Consider the following 23,260-nt stretch of genomic DNA (forward strand, 5'->3'; position numbering starts at 1 on the left):
GGCCGCCGATGACATTGCCGACGCAATCAGAAGACATCCGCAGCGACCTTCGCGCCGCGCGCCTGGCCGAGTTCAAGAGCTTTGCCCGTAGATTCATGCGCAATCCACTTGGGATTGTCGGGCTGGTGATCGTTATTGCGCTATTGGTTTGTGCAGCTGCGGCACCACTGTTGGCGACCCACGATCCTTATTTGCCCATTCTTTCGGATCGTTTGAGCGCGCCCAGCGCCGAATACTGGTTTGGTGCCGATGAGTTGGGTCGCGATATTTACTCGCGTATTATTTATGGTTCGCGCCTGACACTGTTGATCGTTGGGCTGGTGATCGTGACCTCTGCGCCCGTGGGCCTGGTAATTGGCGCTGTCGCCGGCAATTATGGCGGCTGGATCGACCGCATCTTCATGCGCATAACCGACGTTTTTCTCGCAATTCCGAAATTGCTACTGGCGCTGGCATTCGTTGCTGCGCTCGGGCCGGGCATCGTCAATGCTGCGCTGGCCATTACGCTGACAGCTTGGCCGCCCTATGCGCGTCTGGCGCGCGCAGAGGCGCTAGTGGTCCGCAATTCCGACTATGTCAACGCGATCCGCCTGGCTGGCGCCAGCCAGTTCCGCATCGTGGTGTTTCATATCATGCCGATGTGCATGTCCTCGGTGATCGTGCGCATGACGTTCGACATGGCCGGAATCATTCTGACGGCCGCCGGTTTGGGGTTCATTGGACTCGGTGCGCAACCACCGCTGCCCGAGTGGGGGGCAATGATATCGACGGGCCGCAAGTTCATTTTCGATCAATGGTGGGTCGCCACGGTTCCCGGAATCGCCATTTTCGTCGTCAGTCTGGGATTTAATTTGCTGGGCGATGCGATGCGCGACCTACTCGATCCGCATCTGAGGCAACGCAATTGAGCGACAATCTGGTTGAAATCGAAAACCTGCGTATCGGCTTTCCTGGCGAAGACGGCAGTTTGACCGAAGCCGTTCGGGGCATGTCTTTCAAGCTCGGGCGAGAAAAACTTGGGATTGTTGGCGAGAGTGGATCTGGAAAAAGCCTTACGGGACGCGCGCTGCTAGGCGTCCTGCCTCCTTACGCACGGGTCAATGTCGACAAGATGAGTTTTGACGACATTGATTTAACGCGCACCTCGCCCGGCGAACGTCGTGCGTTGCGTGGTGGGCGCATGGGGATGATCCTGCAGGATCCAAAATTTTCACTCAATCCGGTGATGAGAGTTGGCATGCAGATCGTTGAAGCCATCCGGATTGGCGATCGCAAAATGTCGAAACGCGTAGCGCGCGAAATGGCTCTGGCGACTTTGGAAGCGGTTCACATCCGCGAACCCGAGCGGGTATTCTCGCTTTACCCGCACGAATTGTCCGGCGGCATGGGACAACGGGTGATGATCGCGATGATGGTTGTGCGCGAACCGGACTTGTTGATTGCAGATGAACCGACGTCGGCGCTCGATGTCACTGTCCAAAAACAGGTGCTGTCCATCCTTGAAGAACTGGTGACGCGGCGCGGTATGGGGCTGATATTCATCAGCCACGATCTGCGGCTGGTGTCTCGCTTCTGCGACCGCGTTCTGGTGATGTATGCTGGACAAGTTGTTGAAACCATTCGCGCTGACCGCTTGGAAGAGGCCGAGCATCCCTATACGCGAGGGCTGCTGTCTTGCCTTCCGTCCATTGATGGTCCGCTCGCGCCGTTGCCAGTCCTACAGCGCGAGGCAAGCTGGCTTGAGGAACGACCATGATATCGGTGGGTAACCTCAGCGTCCGGTTCGGCCCTTCAACCGCCGTCGACAACGTCAGTTTTGATGTTGCCGCGGGCGAAAGCTTTGGCCTGGTTGGTGAATCCGGCTCGGGAAAATCCACGATCCTGCGCACCATGATGGGCTTGAGCACCGACTGGTCGGGCTCGATCACGGTGGATGGGCTGGATACCAGCACCACGCATCGAAAAGAGTTGGCGCGGCGGGTGCAGATGGTCTTTCAGGACCCCTACGCATCGCTTCATCCGCGCTATGCCATCGGACAGGCAATCGCTGAGCCGTTGCACATCAATCGCATGCCCAATCCCGAAAAGCGGACCATCGAACTGCTGGAGTTGATCGGTCTGGGCGAGAAGTTCAGATTTCGCTTTCCGCATGAATTGTCGGGCGGCCAACGCCAGCGTGTCGCTATCGCTCGCGCCTTGGCGCTGGAGCCAAAGATACTGCTGCTCGACGAACCAACCTCGGCGCTCGATGTGTCCATTCAAGCCGAAATCCTCAACCTTCTCAATAAATTGCGCCAGGAATTGGGACTGACCTATGTGATCGTCAGTCACGACCTGGCCGTTATCTCCTACATGTGTGAGAGGTTGATGGTGATGCGCAACGCCGAAGCGGTCGAAATATTGACGCGCGAACAATTGCGCGCCCGCGATATTCGGCATGACTATACCCGTGATTTGTTGACGGCCAGCTAGATCGGCATCGACTACGACGCGATACCTGCCCTGAGGAACTATCGGTGATTTACCCCGTTTATCCCTGACCGATACCATCCCGGCTCTTTTCATGTCAGACCGACCGATTTTTGGCGCCCAGTTCAATTTGGACGGAACGACCTTCAGAGTGTGGACACTCGGAAAGAATTCGGTTGATGTCATTTTGGATGGTCGAGATGTTCACGCCATGAATGACGACGGAGCGGGCTATTTTTCGCTCCTTATGCCAGACGTTGCCGTGGGGACACGTTATCAGTTCAGCATTGACCGCGGGCCGTGGCTACCAGATATCGCGTCGCGGTGGCAGCCTGATGGCAGTGACGGTGCGTCTGTTGTCGTTGATGATGCATTCGATTGGACGGATGCAGACTGGCGCGGGCTGACCCGGCGCGATCAGATATTTTATGAAGTCCACATCGGCACATTTACGCAAGAAGGAACGTGGCGCACTGCCATCGAACGGCTTGCTGCATTGAAAGCATTGGGCGTGACTGCACTGCAGATCATGCCGATCGCAGCTTTCAAGGGAAATTTTGGCTGGGGTTACGATACGACCCTGCCCTACGCGCCCTATGCGCCCTACGGGTCGCCAAACGATGTTCGGGCTTTTGTTGATGCGGCACATGGACTTGGTCTCGGCGTCATCCTTGACGTTGTTTATAATCACGTTGGGGTCGGCGATTATTTTGGGCACTACAGCGACCACTATTTCACCCATAGCCATGACAACGAATGGGGAACTGCGTTCAATTATGATGACGAGGGTTCGCACGCCGTGCGCGACTTTATCGTCGGCTGTACCGTCTACTGGATCGAAAAATTTCATTTCGACGGGCTGCGGATTGACGCGGTTCAGGCCATGTTTGATGACAGCGCGGAACACATTGTCGCTGAACTAACGCGCGCAGTACGCGCTGCCGCCGCGCCACGGTCGGCGTACGTCATGGTTGAAAATCAACCTCAGCAACGGTTGATGATCGAGTCCCAGCGGACGGGTGGATGCGGGGTTGATGCGATGATGAATGATGACTTTCACCACGCAGCCCACGTCGCCATCACCGGCCACAATGATTTTTATTATCGCGACTATTTGGGCACGCCGCAGGAATTGGCATCGTCGGCCAAGTACGGGTTTCTCTATCAGGGGCAACGATCCGATATGCGGGAGGCGGTCTATGGAACTTATAATTTGGCAACGCCGGCCGAACATTTTGTCCATTTCCTCGAGAACCACGATCAGGTCGCCAATTCGGCGCGTGGTTTCCGCCTTGCCGCCCTGGCCTCACCTGCCCGAGTACGTGCCATAACGGCGCTGCTCCTGTTGGGTCCGCAGACGCCGTGCCTGTTTCAGGGGCAGGAATTTGCCGCCTCCAATCCGTTCTTGTATTTTCATCATCTAGAAGGCGACGAAGCGGCGGTGGCGGCCAAAGGGCACAGGCAATCTCTCACCAATTTTCCCAGCGTTTCTGATCCCATCATGCAGGAAAAGCTTCCCAATCCGGCAGCCAGAGCAACGTTTGAGCGGAGCAAGCTCGACTGGACTGAAGCCGAGCGCAATATCGGCATGTTTGGACTGCATCGCGACCTGATCGCTCTTCGCAAGCGGGAGGCTGCATTTTTTCAGCATTCGGGACGTCGCATCGACAGCGCGGTCATTGGCGACGCTGCGCTGGTCGTACGCTATATAATGCCCGATCCAAGCCAAGAGCGACTGCTATTGCTCAATCTGGGCCGCGATCTCAATATCGGCGTGTTGGCCGAACCATTGTTGGCACCGCCCGACGGGCTGCAATGGCGGGTAAATTGGTCCAGCGAGCACCCGGATTATGATGGCGCGGGGCGTCGGCAGATTGATCCGGCAAAGTTCTGGGTACTGCCGGGCGATTGCGCTTTGGTGTTTTGTGGCGATGCGCCTTCATGACTATTCCGCGCGCAACCTACCGGCTTCAACTGAACAGGAATTTTACATTCGCTGACGCCGAAGCGCTCGTGCCCTATCTTTCACAACTGGGTATCAGTCATGTCTACCTGTCACCAATTCTTAAAGCCCAGCCAGGAAGCACGCATGGCTACGATACCGTTGACTATCAGCAACTTAACCCGGAACTTGGCTCGCTCGATCAGTTTCGAGCGTTGACCAAAAGCCTCCATCGCCATGATATGGGGGCAATTTTGGATTTTGTGCCTAACCACATGGGCGTGGGTGGCGCAGACAATGCGCAGTGGCTCGATGTGCTCAAGCATGGTGCCGCAAGCCAATTCGCCGATTGGTTCGATATCGACTGGAACCCACCCCGACCCGACCTTGTTGGCAAGATTCTTGTGCCGTTCCTTGGTCAAACGTATGCGGAGTGCCTGAAAACTGGGGGGTTGGAAGTCCGCCGGGATGGCACCGGCTTTGCGGTTTGGGCCAACGATAAGGATAAACTGCCAATTCGCCCAGAGGACGAGGAATGTCTCTGCAGGGAATTAGGCACCGCGGACGCTGCCATAGCAGCGCTCAATGGATCGCCGGGCAATGCCGACAGCTGGTCCGGGCTGGCTGCACTAATCAACAGGCAGCATTGGCGGCTCGCGCACTTTTCCGTCGCCGCCGATGATATCAATTACCGACGATTTTTCGTCAATAACGAACTGGCTGGAATAAAAATCGAACGTCCAGACGTGTTTGAACATGCCCATTCTCTTGTGTTCAGCCTGATTGCAGAAGGGCTGATTAATGGACTGCGGATCGACCATATAGATGGCTTGCTCGACCCCAAGAACTATCTGGAGACGTTGCGCGCAAAATCGCCGCGCCCAATCTATCTGGTGGTCGAAAAGATCCTCGCGCCACATGAGGGATTGCGCTGCAATTGGCCCATCGAGGGCACAACTGGCTATGAAGTTGGCGCGCAATTGACCCGCGTATTAATGCAAAGGGACGCCAAACTCACTGTCGACGCGGCGTACGAAGACTTTGTGGGTGCCGTTCCAAGTCCCGAGGATGAGGCATACCGATGCAAATTGCGGATTATGGACAATGAACTGACCGCCGAACTCGCTGCTTTGGCACGCCTGTTTGCTCGCTGCGCATGGTCTGCGCCAGCCACCAGTGATTTGACCAAAGCAGGACTGCGCCGCGCGCTGCGTGAAACTATTGCCCATTTGGCCGTGTACCGGACCTATCAAGACGGCGCCATTTTCAGTCCACGCGACCGGCGAGAGACTGCCATTGCCATCGCCAAGGCGCGAAACGCTCAACCTCAAATTCAGCCCGATGTTTTTGATTTTATCGCCGATGTGTTTGGGGGGCGGCTAAAATCACCCTATGATCTTGATTTTGTTGAGCGAGCTATCGGTCGCTTCCAGCAGTACAGTGGGCCGGTCATGGCCAAGGGTCTGGAAGACACCGCGCTCTATCGGTTCAACCGGTTGATTGCCTTAAATGAAGTCGGTGCGCATCCGGACCGGTTTTCGCTCAGTATCGCAGCATTTCACGATGCAAATCAGCGGCGTTTGCGCACGTATCCGTGCAGCATGATTGCAACTTCCACGCACGACACAAAACGCAGCGAGGATACGAGAGCCATTATTGCATCGATTGCCGACGCGCCGGATCTGTGGCGCACCTCTGTATTGGGCTGGCGCGCGGCGCTGAGCGAGGTCGGTGGTGGATCAATCGCGCCGAACGACCTCTATTTGTTTTTACAATTGTTGCTGGGCGGTTGGCCACTATTTGGCGCTCCCACCGATTTGGGTGATCGGCTAAAGAACGCCATGATCAAATCAATGCGTGAAGCACGGCAGCGCAGCGACTGGGGTGTCAACAACACGGCATATGAAACCACTGTTTGTGTTTTCATTGGGCGCGCTATGACGCATGCTTCTTTTATGGATCGTTTTCTAGAGGTCCGGGGCACCTTCGCGACCATCGCACGCCGTAAAATATTGATCCAAACGGCGCTGAAACTCACGATTCCAGGTATTCCCGACATATATCAGGGCACGGAAAGCTGGGATCAGAGCTTTATGGATCCAGACAATCGGCGACCGGTGAATTTTGCAGATCTCAGTCAGAGGCTGCAATTTCCCGATCCCGAAATCGACGAAAAACTGATCCTGACTCACACGTTGCTAGGTCTGCGCAAGGAAGCAGCAGGCCTGTTCGCGCTCGGCTCATACGAAGCGATTGACGGTGGTGAGGACGTTTTGGCGTTCGAGCGCAGACATGGACAAAACCGGGTTCGAATTTACGTTGACCTGTCAACTGGGCATTGCAACACCCGGCACCTGCCGCTCCATGAAGTGGGAAGCCAATCGATGAATTTGGTCTATGGATCGACCAAGGGTCCTGTCGCCATTCTGGCTGAAAAGCAATAGTTTGGGCGTGAGACGTAAAGCTGCTGCAGCCTCATCCTGGGATCGACCGTAATCGCTAAGTTCATTGCTGAGTTCACCAATAATGGCTCCAATTATTCTCGTTGGCTCAATAGCGCGCGACACTTTGAGATAGATATTGCAGAACATAACTAGAACGGTTATTGTCGTTCAGTCTTTGTTCCGATTCCAGCCTGAGGGGCGCCATGCTGACGCGCAAGCAACACGAACTGCTAATGTTCATCCACGAACGGATGAAGGAAAGCGGTATTCCACCTTCTTTTGATGAAATGAAGGATGCGCTGGATCTGGCTTCCAAGTCCGGAATTCATCGCCTGATTACGGCGCTGGAAGAGCGCGGCTTTATTCGCCGACTGCCCAATCGGGCGCGGGCGCTTGAAGTGGTCAAGTTGCCCGATCTCGATGAATCCGTCGCTTGGTGGCCGCCGCGCGCGTTTCGAGCCCAGCGTAATTGAAGGTAATTTGGGCAAAGTTGCTTCGCCACCATCGCGGGTGAGCACTGCGACAGAGGACTATGCCCGGCCAGCCTCGATACCGGTTATGGGCCGAATTGCGGCAGGTACACCTATCGAGGCGATCCAAAGTCACTCCCACACCATCATGGTGCCGCCAGAGATGCTTGGCGCGGGTGAACATTACGCCTTGGAAGTTCGCGGCGATTCGATGATCGAGGCCGGAATCTTTGACGGCGATACGGTCTTGATAAAAAAGCAGGATTCTGCCGGGACCGGGGAAATTATTGTGGCATTGGTCGATGATCAGGAAGCCACGCTCAAGCGGTTGCGACGCAAGGGCAATACTATTGCGCTGGAAGCGGCTAATCCGGCGTACGAAACGCGAATTTTTGGCTCTGATCGCGTCAAGGTTCAGGGACGTCTGGTCGGTTTGTTGCGCAAATACTGAGGCATTCCTCAGCTGAATATATGGGGCCCGCCGGTTGGCGGGCCTTTTTTGATGCGGCTCAGTGATTGTCGCGCGGCACGCCCTTGGACTGGGCAATGCGTTGGTAATTGACCGCAGGCTTAAGCACGGCGCCGTCGCCCAGCTGATCGATAAGACCGCGCTGGATTTCCTGCCAGGGCGTTTGATGTGCTGGATACTTGTAGCCGCCATCTGCAGCGAGTGCGGCGCGGCGCGAGACGATCTCTTCATCTGAAATCAGAATGTTAGCCTGACCTTGATTGAGGTCGATACGGACGCGGTCGCCCGTCTTGAGAATGGCGATATTACCGCCGGCTGCGGCCTCGGGTGATGCGTTCAGGATTGAGGGCGAGCCGGACGTGCCAGACTGGCGACCATCACCGATACAGGCAAGCGCCGTAATACCCTTCTTGATCAGGTAGGACGGCGGCCGCATATTGACCACTTCGGCAGCGCCCGGATAACCGACAGGACCAGCGCCGCGCATGAAGAGCAACGTATTTTCGTCGATTTCAAGCGCAGGATCATCAATGCGGCGGTGGTAGTCTTCAGGGCCGTCAAAGACCACGGCTTTGCCTTCAAAGGCACCGGGGCTTGCCGGGTTATTCAAATAGCGGTCACGGAATTCGGTCGAGATAACGCTGGTCTTCATGATGGCATTGTCGAACAGGTTGCCACGCAGCACCAGGAAACCAGCATCTTTCATCAGCGGATTGTCGAAATGGCGGATGACACGGTCGTCCTGCACGGTCGTGGAACGACAGTTTTCGCCCATAGTCTTTCCATTGGCCGTCAACGCGTCTTCGCGGATCAGGCCCTGCCCCATCAATTCGTTGACGACAGCAGGAACACCGCCGGCATGGTAGAAATCCTCGCCGAGATATTCGCCAGCCGGCTGCAAATTGACCAGCAACGGAACCTTATGGCCGTGAGTCTGGAAATCCTGCAGGTCGAGATCAACACCAATGTGGCGTGCAATTGCCTTGATATGAATGGGCGCGTTGGTTGAACCGCCAATGGCAGAATTGACGACGATAGCGTTGCGGAACGCATCCTTGGTCATGATGTCTGAAGGTTTGAGGTCTTCTCGCACCATGTCGACGATGCGCTTGCCAGTACGATAGGCCATTTCCTGCCGGTCGCGATAGGGCGCGGGAATGGCTGCCGAACCGGGAAGTTGCATACCCAAGGCTTCGGCCAGCGAGTTCATCGTGGTTGCCGTACCCATCGTATTGCAAAAACCGGTCGAAGGTGCGGATGAAGCGACGAGCTCGATAAATTCGGCATAGTCAATCTCACCGGCAGCCATCATCTGGCGTGCCTTCCATACGATTGTACCCGACCCAGTGCGCTCGCCCTTATGCCAACCATTCAGCATCGGGCCGACGGAAAGTGCGACCGAAGGAATATTGACCGTTGCAGCGCCCATCAGCATCGCAGGTGTTGTCTTGTCGCACCCGATGGTCAGAACGACGCCATCGAGCGGATAGCCATAAAGGACTTCAACCAACCCGAGATAGGAGAGGTTTCGATCAAGGCCGGCCGTGGGGCGCTTGCCGGTTTCCTGAATGGGATGCACTGGAAATTCTATGGCAATGCCGCCAGCTTCGCGGATGCCTTCGCGCACGCGTTCGGCCAAAACCATGTGGTGACGGTTGCATGGCGACAGATCTGAGCCAGTTTGAGCAATGCCAATGATCGGTTTGTTGGACTGCAACTCCTCGCGCGAAACGCCGAAATTCATGTAACGCTCGAGATAGAGTGCGGTCATGTCCGGATTTTCCGGGTTATCGAACCAGGCGCGTGAACGCAATTTCTGTGATGCGTTGTCCTTGTTTTCCGTCATTGTCTGAATTCCTCAACACACACGGCCTGGGACTGGCCGCGCCATATCTGTATAGATTGGCTTTTAACATGTCGGACAAAAGAATGAACTGGTATCTGCCACTAAATTCATGTTTTTGCGGGGACGACGCTTGAAATATCTTATCAGATGAGGCGACAGAAGGGCGGCGCGTTGGTACACCGCCGGTACGCGCGCCCTCGCCATCAGAAAAATGTTGGGCGTTTTGGTCTGGCTGAAATGAATTGATGCAACTAGGGTCGCCGACATCGCGGCAATGGGGCCGGGCGACATTACACAAGAGGCAATATTGACTTCAAAAGCTGAATGGATCGCGGTCGACTGGGGCACTTCTAACCTGCGCGCATGGGGCATCGATGCCTCTGGCGAGATTGTATTCAGCCGCACCTCGCCCAAAGGTATGGGAAAGCTGGACCGCGACGACTACCCCGCTGCGTTGAGTGAAGTGGTCGCCGGCGAAGATTTTGCCACCAGTTCGGTTGATGTGTTGATTTGTGGCATGGCTGGGGCGCGGCAGGGCTGGATTGAAGCGCCTTATCTTGATGCCCCCGCCAATCTGCAGGCGTTGGCCAATGGTGCCGTTCAGCCGAAAATGCCAAACGATAGGTTGCGTCCAGCCATTCTGCCCGGCGTCTGCCAGAAAACACCAGGCAACGAGAACGTCATGCGTGGCGAGGAAACCCAGCTACTGGGCCTGAGCGCGCTGATCCCAAATTTCGACGGAGTCGTTTGCATGCCCGGTACCCATTCCAAATGGGTGGCGTTGAGCGGTGCCCGTATTTCGCGCTTTGCCACCGCTATGACCGGCGAGCTATACGAAGTGTTGCGCACCCATTCCGTGCTGCGTCATTCGCTGAACGGCGATCTGGATGGGCCTGACCGCGATGCGGGATTTGACGCGGGCGTCGATGTCGGCCTTGGACGACCGGACGATTTGCTAGGCCTATTGTTTGGTGTTCGCGCCGGGTCGCTTCTTTCGAACCGTCAGCCGGATTGGTGCGCGGGATATCTATCGGGGCTGTTGATCGGTTCGGAAATCGGCGGCCATCGCGATTGGCTGGGCGAGTCCGAAGTGCCTCTGATTGGGGCCACAGCTCTTTGCGAGCTTTATAAACGTGCCTTGTCCAGGGCCGGCGCAAAATCGCGCCTGGTTGATGCGACCGAAGCCGTCCTCACTGGCCTCAAGGCCGCTCGCCAGTTTGCAGCATAAGGAATCGAGTTCATGACCCACCGCCACATCATCGCCATCCTGCGCGGCATCACCCCCAAGGAGTCTATCGCAGTTTGCGAGGCGCTTATTGCGGCAGGCATCAACCGTATCGAAGTGCCTCTGAATTCACCTGATGCGCTTACCAGCATTTCGCTGGCATCAAACACATTGGCCGACAAAGCCGAAATCGGTGCCGGTACCGTATTGACCAAAAAGCAGGTTTGGGCGGTAGCTGACGCAGGCGGCACATTCATTGTTTCTCCCGACGCCAACAAGTCGGTCATCGAAGAGACGGTGCGTATTCAGCTTGAATCATACCCCGGTGTCATGACACCCACCGAAGCGTTCCGGGCCATCAGGTCCGGCGCAACCGGGCTCAAGTTTTTCCCCGCCGAAGTCCTTGGTCCCAAAGGCATCAAAGCAATGAAGGCCGTGTTGCCGCCTGAAATTCCGCTTTATGCCGTTGGTGGTGCCAACCCCGATAATTTCAATGAGTACTTTGCAGCTGGCTGCATCGGCTTTGGATTGGGGACCTATCTGTACAAGCCGGGCATGAGCGCCGATGACGTCGCCGAACGCGCCCGGACTGCTGTTGCAGCGTATGACTTGGGATCAGCGGCATGAACAAGACCGCCAATCTGTTGATCGACAGTCAGTGTGCGTTGGGGGAAGGCCCGATCTGGCATCCCCTTCGCCAGCAATTGTTCTATTTCGACATTGTCGCGCAGGCTCTTTTTGCGGCCAGCACGGAAGGTGAGGTCGTCGGGCAGTGGCAGTTTGATGAGGTGGTTGCCGCTGCGGGCGTGATTGACAGGAACACGCTTGGCATCGCAACCGAAACCGGTCTTAAACGATTTGATCTTGAGACAGGCGCTCAGTCGCTGATAGTTGCCATCGAAGCTGACAACATTGCTACCCGTACCAACGACAGCCGGGTCGATCGCGCTGGCGGCTTCTGGATCGGGACCATGCGCAAAGATGAAGGCGAACCCGAAGGCGCAGTTTATCACTATCGCGCCGGAAAACTGACAACTGTTCTGCCCAGGGTCGCCATTCCAAATGCAACCTGTTTTTCGCCAGACGGCACGGTTGCATATTTTGCCGACACGCCGACAAAGCGGATCATGCAGTGTCAAACCAACCCACAAACTGGTCTACCAGTGGGTGAATGGAGGTTGTTCCACGAAGTTGTCGATGGTCGTGGCGCGCCGGATGGTGCTGTTACGGACAGCGAAGGCTATTTGTGGAACGCCCGTTGGGGTGGAAATTGTGTTGTGCGGCACGCGCCGGACGGGTCGATTGATCGCGTAATTGAAGTACCGGTCAGCCAGGTGACTTGCCCGGCATTTGGCGGTCCCGATTACAAGACGTTGTTCCTGACCAGTGCAAACACGGGTATGTCGGCGGAAAAACTGGCGGCAGAAAAAGTCGCTGGCGGGATTTTCAGCGTTACGATCGACGTGCCCGGGCTTCCCGAAACATTGCTCCAACTATAGTGCCCAAATGCGGCGGGCGTCAGCGTTGCAGAATTCGCCACGGTCGATTGAGGCTGGTGATCGCGGGTCTGATTTCAAATTGACTTGTGCCTGATTGCCAGCGAAGCCACTGCACGCCGCCGCGTTTGAGATCATCGATATCGATGACCGTGGTTTGATCTCGGCACAATTTCGGTGCGCGCAAGCGCGTAACCACCAGTTGGTTTCGACTACAATCCTCGGGGAAAGCCGAATAATCTTTGACCAATGATACGGAAAATCCTTGTCCGGGGGCAACGCAGGCCTGATCGTCGCACCGGATGCCGAACGCCTTGGCGGCAATTGGTTCAGAAAACTGTTCGCTCCAGACCTTGACGGCGAAACTCCGGTTTCGCCCACCGAGCAACCCAAAGCCATTGTCGCTTCGGACGGCAACCGCCTGTGTTGTGTCGGCAACCAACACATCTGGCAAGGCCGCAAATCCAAACAGCACAATAGCCGGAATGGCGAGGATTGGCCCGGCATAGCGCCAATAGCCTTCGAGAAACGCGAACCAGGCCAGAGCGGCCAATCCGATCAATAGCGCGGTGGCGGACAGTAACGGATGGGCTTCAAGCCCGGCGCTCCAACTCGCCACCAGACGCGCAATTTCCAGCATCACGTCGATTCCCCAGCCCATCGCCTGGAAGAAATATCCTTCGACGCCGAGCGGCATGAATAGAAGACCGAGCATGGCGGCGGGCATGATGACGAGGCTGACAATGGGCAATGCCATGACGTTACCTAGAACGCCGAGCGGCGCGGTTTGCTGGAAGTGATAGGCCGAAAACAGCAATGTTGCCGAGCCTGCAATAAAACTGGTCATGGCGGTCGCCGCGACGGTTTTGCCAATTCGGCCAAACCAACCCAGGTTGCCGCGCATTCCCTGCCGCGGCATTTCATAGACACCAATCAGACCAACAACGGCGGCAAATGAGAGCTGAAAGCTTGCTCGAAAGATACTCGGTGGATCGATTAGAATGATAACAATGGCCGCCAACGCCACGTTGCGCATGGTCAACGCGCGCCTGCCCGCCAAAACCGCGCCGAACACCAGCGCCAACATGAGCGTCGAGCGAAAGGCTGGCACGTTCGACATGCCACCGGCGAGCAACAGATAGCCGCAAGCGGTAATGATACCGCCAACGGCCGCGATTTTCTTTATCGGCAGCGTCTGGGCGGCGCCATGCATGCAGGCAAGCAATAGGCGCAGCAAAGCAAACATGCCGCCCGCGACCAGCGACATGTGCAATCCTGAGATTGAATAAATATGGGCCAACCCTGCCCCTGACATGACCTCGCGTGTTTCATCGCTGATCAGGCTTTGATCACCAACAACCATTGCCCAGCCAATGGCTGCCGCCTGCCCCGTCAATACGCGATCGATACGCCCCCCGATCTGGCGACGGATGGTATCCACCCAGCGGATCAGATCAAATTCAGGCCCGGCGCTGACCAGCTCCAATTCACTCGTTACGTTGCCGTAGGCGCCGATGCCGTCAAAGTAGGCATGAAACTGCGCATCAAACGCCCCCGGAAGCACCGGCCCGGGGACGGGCGCCAACCGCAGCTTGGCGCGAATGATATCGCCTGGTGACAGCGGCGGTTGTGGCGCCAGGAACAGCCGGGCGCGGCGAATGGATACGGCGTCGCGAGGATCGTCTGGTTGCAGGTTTGATACGATTATTCGCCTTGCCTCAGGGCTGGCGGAAATTATTTTGTCAACGTGGGCCGTGAATTTTCCATAGACCGGATAAGCCAGCATTGGCGTGCCAAACAACGCACCGTGAAGCGGCAATATTGCAAATCCCAGCCATACGGCAGCCAATAATACGAGGACACGCAAGCGTTGAATTGTCGCGCCCGAGAATGCCATGGCGATGGCCAAAGCCACACCTATGGCGGTTAAAGCCCAGTGAAACGGTTCGGAATCCATGCCGGCGTAAATCACCAATCCGACGATCATGGCAAAGGGCAAAAGAACAATCAGGCGGCGACGATGCAGCGCTTTTTCGATGTCGCTGAATACAGCAAAGCGCTTTTCGGACGCCCGCTCAAATCGGGTTCCTGGTAGCTGGTGTTTGAAGGGTGAAACCGGGGTTTTGCGGCTGGCTAATTCTGCATCAATCACTGCTTGCCTCGGCAACTGGCGCACCCCTACCCTTGCGCTCATGCTTGCCTATGGTACACACGGCGCACAATCTGTCCAACCGTTCTGGTTATCATGTCTCAAGTTGTCACCCGTTTCGCGCCGTCTCCCACCGGTTATCTTCATATCGGCGGTGCGCGCACTGCCTTGTTCAGTTGGGCCTACGCGCGCAAGCTGGGCGGCAAAATGCTGTTGCGCATCGAGGATACCGACCGTGAACGCTCTACTGAAGCTGCGGTCGACGCCATCAAGGACGGCTTGTCCTGGCTCGGTCTGAACTGGGATGGGGACGCCATCTCGCAGTTTGGCCGCGCCGACCGCCACGCCGAAGTTGCCCACCAGCTGGTGGCCAAAGGGCTGGCTTACAAATGCTATTGCTCGCCTGAGGAATTGACCCAGATGCGGGAGGAAGCTCGCGCGGCCGGCAAGGCACCGCGCTACAACGGGTACTGGCGCGACCGGGATCCTGCCGATGCCCCTAGTGAGATCGCGCCGGTCGTGCGCATCAAAGCACCGCAATCTGGCGAGATCGCCGTCAACGATCATGTCCAGGGCAAAGTGGTATTCAAGACCGAAAATCTGGACGATTTTATCATCCTGCGTTCCGACGGTACGCCGACCTATATGCATGCCGTGGTGGTCGATGACCACGACATGGGCGTCACCCACATCATCCGAGGCGACGACCATCTGACCAATGCGGCGCGTCAGATAATCATTTACAACGCCATGGGTTGGGCAGTTCCAGAAATGGCTCACATTCCCCTGATCCACGGGCCTGACGGCGCCAAGCTTTCCAAGCGACACGGCGCGTTGGGTGTCGAGGCCTATCGACATATGGGCTACTTGCCCGAGGCATTGCGCAACTATCTGGCGCGGCTTGGATGGTCCCATGATGACGACGAGATTTTTAGCACCGAGCAGATGGTCGAATGGTTCAGCCTTGAGGCGCTTAACAAGGGCGCCGCGCGGTTCGACTTCGTCAAACTCGAGAATATAAACGGGATCTACATACGTGAAACCGACCCGGCATACCTGTTTCAGGTAATGGTGGATACGGCGGCCGAGGTCGGTCGAAGCGTTGATCACAACGGTTTGGTTGCCAACAAGGCAACCGTGCTGGCCGCCCTGCCTGAGTTGCAGCCGCGCGCCAAAACGGTTCTGGACTTGATTGATCTGGCCCAGTTCATTTACGCTGTACGTCCGCTGACGATCGACGCGGCAGCGGCTGCTATATTGAGCGACGACTCACGCGCACTGCTGGCAGATATCGTGCCCGTCTTGCGCGAACTCAATGATTGGGCTGTTCCGGCAATTGATGCCGAAATGCGCGCTCTAGCCGAACAGAAGGGCCTGAAACTGGGCAAACTGGCGCAACCATTGCGCGCAGCTTTGACTGGGAGAACGGTTTCGCCAGGCATCTTTGAAGTCATGGTGCTGATAGGAAAAGACGCCAGTCTTGACCGCTTGTCAGACCAGACCGGGCAATAGCCGGGCGAGCAAATGAGGGTAAGCCTTGCTTACCCTTCGATTGCCTGCGATAGACACAGAACGCTACGTCAGAGGTAGAATACGCCTGAACCACTTTGCTGGCCCCGCCTGCCGCGTACTTCCTATCAATTTTGGTGTGGGCCATCCAGGAGAGCTAAATGACCGATAAAGTCGCCAAACTCGTCATCGGGGACGAAAGCTACGAGTTCCCCGTTCTTGAAGGTTCCGTCGGGCCGGATGTCATTGATATCCGCTCGCTTTATGCCAAGACTGGCATGTTTACCTATGATCCGGGATTTACCTCGACTGCCGCATGCGACAGCGCCATAACCTTCATTGATGGCGACAAGGGTGAGTTGCTCTATCGCGGTTACCCCATTGATCAACTGGCGGCCAAAGGCAGCTTTATTGAAGTCTGCTATTTGCTGCTTTATGGCGAATTGCCGAACAAGCAGCAGTTGCGCGAGTTTGAAGCGTTGGTGACCCGCCACACCATGGTGCATGAGCAAATGCACTATTTCTTCCGCGGATTCCGTCGCGATGCCCATCCGATGGCTATCATGACTGGCGTGGTCGGTGCCATGGCTGCGTTTTACCATGACAGCACCGATATCAACGATCCCGAACAGCGTGAGATCGCCTCGATCCGCATGATCGCCAAGATGCCGACCATTGCTGCGATGGCGTATAAGTATTCGGTGGGGCAGCCCTTCGTCTATCCGCGTAACGATCTTGATTTTGCATCCAATTTTCTGAGCATGTGTTTCTCGGTCCCGGCAGAACCCTACGAGGTCAATCCGGTGATCGCCCGCGCCATGGATCTGATCTTTACGCTACATGCCGATCATGAGCAGAACGCGTCAACATCAACTGTCCGTTTGGCAGGATCGTCCGACGCCAACCCATTTGCCTGCATCGCTGCCGGCGTTGCTTGTCTGTGGGGTCCTGCGCACGGTGGCGCCAACGAGGCGGCATTGAACATGTTGCGCGAGATCGGCACCGTCGATCGCATCCCCGAATTCATCGCTCGGGCGAAGGACAAGAACGATCCGTTTAAGCTGATGGGCTTTGGCCACCGGGTCTACAAAAACTTTGATCCACGTGCCACGGTCATGCAGGCTACCGCAAAGGAAGTCCTGGATCTTCTTGGCGTCGAAAATAATCCAACGCTGCAGGTTGCCCAGGAACTGGAAAAAATCGCGCTTCAGGATCAGTACTTCATCGACCGCAAGCTCTATCCAAATGTGGATTTCTATTCCGGCATTATTTTGGACGCCGTCGGCTTCCCGACCTCGATGTTCACCGTACTGTTCGCCATGGCGCGCACCGTGGGCTGGATTGCCCAGTGGAAGGAAATGATCGGCGATCCGCAAAAGAAAATCGGCCGTCCGCGGCAGCTCTACAACGGCTCGCCATCGCGCGACTACGAAGAAATCAGCAAGCGCTGAATTTTGGCAAGTGCGCCAGTATCCGATCTTCCGGGTTCTGGCGTGGAGCGTCCGGTGCACCCGACTGCATCAATTTAGCGAGCTCGTCAAACGCCGCAACCTGGCGTTGGCGGGCTTCTTCATTTTCGACCAAATGCACGGCCGCAGTCGCAATTTCTTCCAGGTTTGGGCTCCGGGCCACAAATTCAGGAACGATGGCTGAACCGGCAATGATGTTGGGTAGCCCGACCAATGGCTTTCCAATCCGCCGGTACGCCGCCGCCTGAGCCGCATCCATGGAGTAGATCAGGATCATAGGTAGTTTTGCCAGCGCCAGTTCCAGGGTGGCAGTGCCTGCCACACTTAGCGCCATCAGTGTTTGCCCGTAGTGATAGGCCCGCTCAGCACGGACCGCCCCAATTTCGACGGGCATTGGCCACCCGGCTACCTCAGTACGCATCTTTTCGGCGAGATGGGGCAACGTTGGGATAAAAAATCCTTCAACCCCAGGATGATCCATGAAGCGTTCAGCCAGAATACGCAGCAGCGGCATATGGCGCCGCAATTCGCCGGATCTGCTACCGGGCAGTAGCGCGATCTTGCCGGTCGCACGTCTACTTGAAACAGCCACATCCTTAAGCGCTGGGTGACCAACATAGCTTGTTGGCGGCCCACCAAGCCGTGCCATCACCTCCGGCTCGAATGGCAATACGGCTAGGACTTCGTCGAACAACGGCTGCAATTTTGCGGCACGTTCGGGTCCGCGCGCCCAAACGGTGGGGGCGCCAAAAAGGATCATTGGCCCTTTGAATCCAAGTGCCCGCGCCCGTTTTGCAACTCGTTTGGAAAAGTCCTGAGCATCGACCAACACGACAACGTCTGGCACCCGCCGCACAATTTCTCGTGCTGTCTGTTCGACCCGCCACAACAGCAAGGGCAATCGCTTGATAACGTCGGTTAGTCCCATGACCGACAGGTCATCCATAGGAAAAATCGGGCTAAGGCCGAGTGCCGTCATTTCGTCGCCGCCGACGCCTGCAAGGTTCAACGGTAAGCGCGATTGCAACCTCCGCACCAAATCACCAGCTATTCTGTCCCCTGAGGGTTCGCCCGCCACAATAAAAAATTTAAGTGAATCAACCATGGTTCAGGGGCATCCCGACTACCGTTACCCCATGCCTATCGGCATACTCGGCGACGCCGGTCCGATTGATTACCAGGCTGTGTCCTGCTTCTACTGCAACAATGCTGATGCCGTTTCTGGCACAGTTTTCGATGGTCGTTGGACCAATGGCCGGCAAATCAGCGAATGCTGGCTGCTGCGGTTTCATGGCTTTGGCCAATACAAGCGGGGTCGAACCGTCGCCAGCCAGGCCGTCGCGCACCAGCTCTCCGACGCGGGCGATCAGGGCATCCGTTCCACCGATGTCCTCAACGGCAATAACACGCATGCCCGACAGGACAACAGCCTGCCCAATGTCCAGTGCACCAATCGCTTTGGCCGTTTCGAGCGCTTGGGCCAACGACGGTTCAATGTTGGCATTGAACTCCGGTCCGCACATCAGTCCGCGATTGGCAAGAAGTTCGGGGGCAATCTCTTCGATGCCGACCAATTGCGCACCGGTCATCTTCTTGAGCACACTGCCCAGTCCAGCCAATGCGGCGTCACCAACAGGCACTGCTGCAGCATCGGCGGTATCCAAACCTTGAGCAAAGCGAATTAAATCCTGCCGCGCCTTGTCAGGAAGGTGAATGCCTCCAGCCAAAATGATGTGACTTGTGCGGAAAATCTTGAGCGACCAGATAATTCCAAGTGGATTAGCAATATCAGCGGCGACGACCTTGACCCCCGCGAGATCGGTGCGCGAGGTCAAGGTCAGCACTTGAACCTTGTATCCGGCAGCCTTGGCCGCTGCGACGGCGTGTGGCACCAGATCGCCAGAACCGGCGAATATGGACAATCTTCCCGCCACGCTGTCGGCCTCGAAAGGTTAGGTGTTGGCGCCATTGCGCGGCGTCATGATCGGTCGATCTGATGCCGCACCGATAAAACTGACCACGTCCTGAACCAAAGCATCATTCTTGAACAGCTCGGCCGCGTCTTCCACGCGTTCCTGCAATGTGCCTTCGCTGGCAAAAATCAGCCGATAAGCCGCACGCAAACTATGGATGGCGTCCCGATCAAATTTTCGACGCCGCAGGCCAACGAGATTCAAACCTGCAAGGCTTGCGCGATTTCCCAACGCCATCCCATAGGGAATTACATCGGCATCAATCATGCTTTGGGCACCAATAAAGGCATGCGATCCAATGCGGGTAAACTGGTGCACCACAACAATTCCGCCAAAAATCACGTTATCGCCGATGATACAGTGACCAGCGACGCCCACACAATTGGCCATGATGACGTTGTTGCCAACGATGCAGTCGTGGGCAACATGCGAGTTGGCCATGAGAAGGCAGTCATCACCGACCTGGGTGAGCATACCTCCGCCCTTCGTGCCTGGATTAAGTGTCGCCGCCTCACGAATGGTACAGCGTTTACCTATGACAAGGCGCGATTCCTCACCCGCATATTTAAGATCCTGCGGTTGGTGACCGATAGATGCGAACGGATAGATCTTTGTGCCTTCGCCAACTTCGGTTCGCCCATCAATGGAAACGTGGGACACGAGTTCGACGCCGTCATGCAGCTCAACAGCGTCGCCGACAATGCAGTAAGGTCCGATGCGGACATCCGCACCTATGCGGGCACCCTCACCAACAATGGCGGTTGGATGAATTACAGGTTGGCTCACTGAGGTGCCCCGACGATCATCGCGGTAATTTCTGCCTCGGCAATGACGGTCCCGTCTACCATCGCCTTGGCCGAATACCGACCTACGTTGCGGCGCCGCTGGATCTTGGCGATGTGGTACTCAATTCTGTCGCCCGGCACCGCTGGCTTGCGGAATTTTGCCTTGTCGACGCCCAGCATCAAAACGATGTTCTTGTTTCCTGAATTTGAGTCGTGACGGATCACGATAGCACCGGCAGTTTGTGCCATGCCTTCGATTATCAGAACGCCGGGGAAAATCGGATTGTCAGGGAAGTGCCCCTGAAAAATCGGCTCGTTGAATGTAACGTTCTTGATCCCGATAGCCGTTTCGTCGGCGTCAATCTTGATAATCCGATCGATCATCAGCATGGGATAGCGATGCGGGAGTGCCATGAGAATCTCGGCAATACTCATCGCAGTGAGTTCTGCGTTTTCGGTCGAGATTTCATTCATTTCCGTGGTTCTCCCTTGGACATTTTACGCATCGTCGCCAACTCTCGCCAAAAGTCTCTTATATCCTGCGCGGGCGCACCAGCAAGCTTGGAACCGGCCGGCCAATCCTTGGTGACGGCGGCCCGTCCATGAACAACCGACCCGCTACCAATGTTGAGATGGCCCGAAGTGCCGACACCACCCCCCATGAGCACACCGTCTCCGACAATCGTTGACCCGGAAAGGCCCGACATCGCCGCGATCAGGCAATTGCGCCCAATGCGGCAATTATGCCCGATCTGCACCAGATTATCGATCTTGGTTCCCTCGCCAATAACCGTATCGCCCAGCGCACCGCGATCAATTGTGGAATTCGCGCCAATTTCTACGCGGTCCTGCACGATCACGCGGCCCAGCTGCGGTACTTTGCGATTGGTGCGGCCAAAATCCAGCCATCCGAACCCTTCAGTTCCGATGCGAACGCCTGAATGAACAACCACATCATTGCCGATATGTGCACAGTCAATGGTGGCGTTGGGCCCAATTACGCAATTGCGGCCAATTGTAACGCCGCTGCCGATTACGGTGTTAGCACCAATAACGCTACCGCGACCAATTTCTACATTTTCGCCAATGACGGCCCCCGGACCAATGGCAACGTCGGCCTCAATCAGTGGGGACTGCGGCTCATCGCTCGCTAAAGTGAGATCAGGAATGCGGCCCTTCGGATATAGGTGGTCCAGGATATCTGCAAAAATTTCGTGAGGACGCTCGGCTTCGATTGCAAAGGTATGGGGAGGAACAGCATCCCGCAATGCAGGCAATATGATTGCGACGCCAGCGTGCGTGCGGCTAAGCTCCGCAGTATAACGCGCATTGGCCGCAAGAACGAGCTCTCCAGAGTCTGCGAGCGCGACTTCGTTGGCGCCTTGGACGACGAACGCAGACGCGTCGGCCGCAAGACCGGGCGCAACAAACCCAATATCGGACAGAATTTTGCCCAGCGGGGTCGGACCGGAAAATCGGTGGAAGCGTATATCGACCATGACATCACTTAACAATTAAAGGAGCCGCGGCGCTACCGCCCCGCGGCTCCATGAAATTCTACACGCGTTGTGACCTAAAGTAGCGTCGACAGCGTCAGCTGGAAGACCTGTGTCCGGTCGGACGTAGCCTTGTTGAGAACATGGGCGAAATCGCCGCGCAGAGGTCCGAATGGTGAATCCCAGATGAGCGATGCGCCGATCGAAGAACGCCACTTGTTGTCGACGCTGCCTGCATCAAGAGGAACGCCACCACTATTGGCAGCTGTTCCGTCAACCCAGGCCGCATCTGCCCAAACTGCACCACTGACGCCGTAGCTTTCTGGCAATACAGGGATCGGGAACATGATTTCAGCCGATACGCCCGCATACATTGTCGCGCCAAGATATTCGCCCGATGCCAAACGCGGTCCAAGACCACGGCTTTCAAAGCCACGGATCAGGCTTGAACCGGGCTTGTAGGCCTCAACAACCGGAACGCCGGCTCCACTAAAGTCATTAATGACCCCAGCCTGACCCTTGACGCTCGCCACGATACCACTGTCTTCAAGCAGCGGCACGAAATAGCGGGCCTTGGCTTCGGTACGCATGTAGTTGAAGTCCCACCCGACATACTGCTGGGTGAAAGTGGCATAGATGCCTTCGGTCGGCTTTTTGACGTCATCGACACTGTTCCAGGTCAGGGTATATCCAACAAAGGCCTTGTTGAACTCCTGCCCATCAGCGACCAGGCTGGAATTAGGTTCACCCACAACATTGTCAACTATGACCTTGTGTTCACCACCGGCGAATACGGTCGTCGACAGGTCACGTGTGATTGGAACACCAAAGCGCAGCTGGCCGCCGGTCGCTGTCGAACCATAAAAGCTCGTCGCAGTTTCATCATCAATACGATGATAGGCATCAACTCCGGCCGACACCTTAAGACCCATGAAACGGGGTTCAGTAAAGGAGAAATCAAAGGTCTTGCCAGACTGAGACGCACCAATTGCTGCGCGCAGATATTGTCCACGACCCAGAAAATTGCGTTCCGTCAGCGAAATTTCGCCCAGAATACCATCGACGGTCGAATAACCCGCTGTTGCACCATACTCACCGGTCGACTGCTCGATCACCGCGATATTGATAACAACCTTGTCTGGCGACGAACCCGGCTCAGTCGTGATATCGACGGTTTTGAAGAACCCAAGATCTTGGATCGCGGTACGGCCACGCACTACCATGGAACGGTTGAACGGGTCGCCTTCACCAAACTCCAACTCACGGCGGATCACAAAGTCACGGGTTTTCGTATTGCCGGTGATGTTGACGCGCTCGACATAAACGCGCGGACCTTCATCGACCAGATAGGTGATGTTGAACTTGCGATTTGAAATATCACGGTCCAGACGCGCTCGAACGTCGGCGAAGGAATAACCCTGCGCCGTGGCTTCGTAGGACATGTCCTCAATGGTCTTTTGCAGATCGGTTATCGAATAGCGCCGATTGGTATCGGTCCGAGATCGACCCCTTCAATTC

The 23,260-nt window shown here is 56.2% G+C and carries 17 protein-coding genes and 2 pseudogenes; 11 read left to right on the top strand and 8 right to left on the bottom strand.

Translation table 11 applies throughout. The features are described from left to right. Window positions 1-8 precede the first annotated feature (8 nt). The 6 genes and pseudogenes from PSQ90_RS16900 (at window position 9) to lexA (ending at window position 7,776) form a co-directional block, all read left to right on the top strand. On the top strand, window positions 9-908 hold the full coding sequence (locus tag PSQ90_RS16900) for an ABC transporter permease (RefSeq protein WP_282211403.1): 900 nt from the start codon (window positions 9-11) through the stop codon (window positions 906-908). After that, window positions 905-1,756 (top strand): ABC transporter ATP-binding protein, encoded by an 852-nt coding sequence (locus tag PSQ90_RS16905; RefSeq protein WP_282211404.1) that lies wholly within the window; start codon window positions 905-907, stop codon window positions 1,754-1,756. Before PSQ90_RS16900 ends, PSQ90_RS16905 begins: the two co-directional genes overlap by 4 nt. Next, complete coding sequence (locus PSQ90_RS16910) at window positions 1,753-2,472, top strand: ABC transporter ATP-binding protein (protein ID WP_282211405.1); 720 nt, start codon at window positions 1,753-1,755, stop codon at window positions 2,470-2,472. The genes PSQ90_RS16905 and PSQ90_RS16910 overlap by 4 nt, the downstream gene beginning before the upstream one ends. 91 nt (window positions 2,473-2,563) lie before the next feature. After that, a complete protein-coding gene (locus PSQ90_RS16915; RefSeq protein ID WP_282211406.1) occupies window positions 2,564-4,414 on the top strand; it encodes an alpha-amylase family glycosyl hydrolase in 1,851 nt (616 codons plus the stop codon). Next, entirely contained in the window at window positions 4,411-6,855 is a 2,445-nt protein-coding gene (gene treY / locus PSQ90_RS16920) for a malto-oligosyltrehalose synthase (protein WP_282211407.1), read from the top strand. Before PSQ90_RS16915 ends, treY begins: the two co-directional genes overlap by 4 nt. A gap of 203 nt (window positions 6,856-7,058) precedes the next feature. Further along, a pseudogene (gene lexA / locus PSQ90_RS16925) lies at window positions 7,059-7,776 on the top strand (transcriptional repressor LexA). Between the two features lie 58 nt (window positions 7,777-7,834). On the opposite strand, the gene PSQ90_RS16930 reads toward lexA, so the two are convergent. Beyond that, entirely contained in the window at window positions 7,835-9,640 is a 1,806-nt protein-coding gene (locus tag PSQ90_RS16930) for an IlvD/Edd family dehydratase (protein WP_282211408.1), read from the bottom strand. Between the two features lie 307 nt (window positions 9,641-9,947). On the opposite strand from PSQ90_RS16930, the gene PSQ90_RS16935 reads away from it, so the two are divergent. From PSQ90_RS16935 to PSQ90_RS16945, 3 genes are read left to right on the top strand one after another with little or no spacing between them, the layout of a single operon-like run. Further along, entirely contained in the window at window positions 9,948-10,868 is a 921-nt protein-coding gene (locus PSQ90_RS16935) for a 2-dehydro-3-deoxygalactonokinase (protein ID WP_282211409.1), read from the top strand. Between the two features lie 12 nt (window positions 10,869-10,880). After that, entirely contained in the window at window positions 10,881-11,492 is a 612-nt protein-coding gene (locus PSQ90_RS16940) for a 2-dehydro-3-deoxy-6-phosphogalactonate aldolase (RefSeq protein ID WP_282211410.1), read from the top strand. After that, complete coding sequence (locus tag PSQ90_RS16945) at window positions 11,489-12,364, top strand: SMP-30/gluconolactonase/LRE family protein (RefSeq protein ID WP_282211411.1); 876 nt, start codon at window positions 11,489-11,491, stop codon at window positions 12,362-12,364. Before PSQ90_RS16940 ends, PSQ90_RS16945 begins: the two co-directional genes overlap by 4 nt. Window positions 12,365-12,383: 19 nt before the next feature. On the opposite strand, the gene PSQ90_RS16950 is transcribed toward PSQ90_RS16945, so the two are convergent. Then, complete coding sequence (locus tag PSQ90_RS16950; RefSeq protein WP_282211412.1) at window positions 12,384-14,555, bottom strand: ComEC/Rec2 family competence protein; 2,172 nt, start codon at window positions 14,553-14,555, stop codon at window positions 12,384-12,386. Window positions 14,556-14,603: 48 nt separating this feature from the next. Between PSQ90_RS16950 and gltX the strand changes: the two genes are divergently transcribed. Further along, window positions 14,604-16,022 (top strand): glutamate--tRNA ligase, encoded by a 1,419-nt coding sequence (gene gltX, locus PSQ90_RS16955; protein WP_282213110.1) that lies wholly within the window; start codon window positions 14,604-14,606, stop codon window positions 16,020-16,022. Between the two features lie 158 nt (window positions 16,023-16,180). Next, complete coding sequence (gene gltA / locus PSQ90_RS16960) at window positions 16,181-17,470, top strand: citrate synthase (protein ID WP_282211413.1); 1,290 nt, start codon at window positions 16,181-16,183, stop codon at window positions 17,468-17,470. On the opposite strand, the gene PSQ90_RS16965 is transcribed toward gltA, so the two are convergent. The 6 genes and pseudogenes from PSQ90_RS16965 to bamA all read right to left on the bottom strand — a co-directional run. Next, window positions 17,457-18,593, bottom strand: coding sequence for a lipid-A-disaccharide synthase (locus PSQ90_RS16965; RefSeq protein WP_282211414.1), 1,137 nt, complete (start codon window positions 18,591-18,593; stop codon window positions 17,457-17,459). The two genes, gltA and PSQ90_RS16965, sit on opposite strands and share 14 nt — an antisense overlap. After that, window positions 18,586-19,410: an LpxI family protein gene (gene lpxI / locus PSQ90_RS16970; RefSeq protein ID WP_282211415.1), complete on the bottom strand. Its 825-nt coding sequence runs from the start codon at window positions 19,408-19,410 to the stop codon at window positions 18,586-18,588. The genes PSQ90_RS16965 and lpxI overlap by 8 nt, the downstream gene beginning before the upstream one ends. A 30-nt stretch (window positions 19,411-19,440) precedes the next feature. Continuing rightward, on the bottom strand, window positions 19,441-20,247 hold the full coding sequence (gene lpxA, locus PSQ90_RS16975; RefSeq protein ID WP_282211416.1) for an acyl-ACP--UDP-N-acetylglucosamine O-acyltransferase: 807 nt from the start codon (window positions 20,245-20,247) through the stop codon (window positions 19,441-19,443). Next, window positions 20,244-20,720, bottom strand: coding sequence for a 3-hydroxyacyl-ACP dehydratase FabZ (gene fabZ, locus PSQ90_RS16980; RefSeq protein ID WP_282211417.1), 477 nt, complete (start codon window positions 20,718-20,720; stop codon window positions 20,244-20,246). Before fabZ ends, lpxA begins: the two co-directional genes overlap by 4 nt. After that, window positions 20,717-21,745 (bottom strand): UDP-3-O-(3-hydroxymyristoyl)glucosamine N-acyltransferase, encoded by a 1,029-nt coding sequence (gene lpxD / locus PSQ90_RS16985; RefSeq protein ID WP_282211418.1) that lies wholly within the window; start codon window positions 21,743-21,745, stop codon window positions 20,717-20,719. The genes fabZ and lpxD overlap by 4 nt, the downstream gene beginning before the upstream one ends. A gap of 74 nt (window positions 21,746-21,819) precedes the next feature. Beyond that, window positions 21,820-23,223: pseudogene (bamA, locus tag PSQ90_RS16990) on the bottom strand (outer membrane protein assembly factor BamA); the annotation flags it as partial. Between the last annotated feature and the right edge of the window lie 37 nt (window positions 23,224-23,260).

Source organism: Devosia rhodophyticola (assembly GCF_028816475.1).
GTDB classification, from domain to species: Bacteria; Pseudomonadota; Alphaproteobacteria; order Rhizobiales; family Devosiaceae; genus Devosia; species Devosia rhodophyticola.

Excerpts from the sequence above, each read along its gene's own strand:
- PSQ90_RS16900 (WP_282211403.1), top strand. The coding sequence starts at position 9 with ATGACATTGCCGACGCAATCAGAAGACATCCGCAGCGACCTTCGCGCC.
- PSQ90_RS16910 (WP_282211405.1), top strand. The coding sequence starts at position 1,753 with ATGATATCGGTGGGTAACCTCAGCGTCCGGTTCGGCCCTTCAACCGCC.
- PSQ90_RS16915 (WP_282211406.1), top strand. The coding sequence starts at position 2,564 with ATGTCAGACCGACCGATTTTTGGCGCCCAGTTCAATTTGGACGGAACG.
- treY (WP_282211407.1), top strand. The coding sequence starts at position 4,411 with ATGACTATTCCGCGCGCAACCTACCGGCTTCAACTGAACAGGAATTTT.
- PSQ90_RS16930 (WP_282211408.1), bottom strand. The coding sequence starts at position 9,640 with ATGACGGAAAACAAGGACAACGCATCACAGAAATTGCGTTCACGCGCC.
- PSQ90_RS16940 (WP_282211410.1), top strand. The coding sequence starts at position 10,881 with ATGACCCACCGCCACATCATCGCCATCCTGCGCGGCATCACCCCCAAG.
- PSQ90_RS16945 (WP_282211411.1), top strand. The coding sequence starts at position 11,489 with ATGAACAAGACCGCCAATCTGTTGATCGACAGTCAGTGTGCGTTGGGG.
- PSQ90_RS16950 (WP_282211412.1), bottom strand. The coding sequence starts at position 14,555 with ATGAGCGCAAGGGTAGGGGTGCGCCAGTTGCCGAGGCAAGCAGTGATT.
- gltA (WP_282211413.1), top strand. The coding sequence starts at position 16,181 with ATGACCGATAAAGTCGCCAAACTCGTCATCGGGGACGAAAGCTACGAG.
- PSQ90_RS16965 (WP_282211414.1), bottom strand. The coding sequence starts at position 18,593 with ATGGTTGATTCACTTAAATTTTTTATTGTGGCGGGCGAACCCTCAGGG.
- fabZ (WP_282211417.1), bottom strand. The coding sequence starts at position 20,720 with ATGAATGAAATCTCGACCGAAAACGCAGAACTCACTGCGATGAGTATT.
- lpxD (WP_282211418.1), bottom strand. The coding sequence starts at position 21,745 with ATGGTCGATATACGCTTCCACCGATTTTCCGGTCCGACCCCGCTGGGC.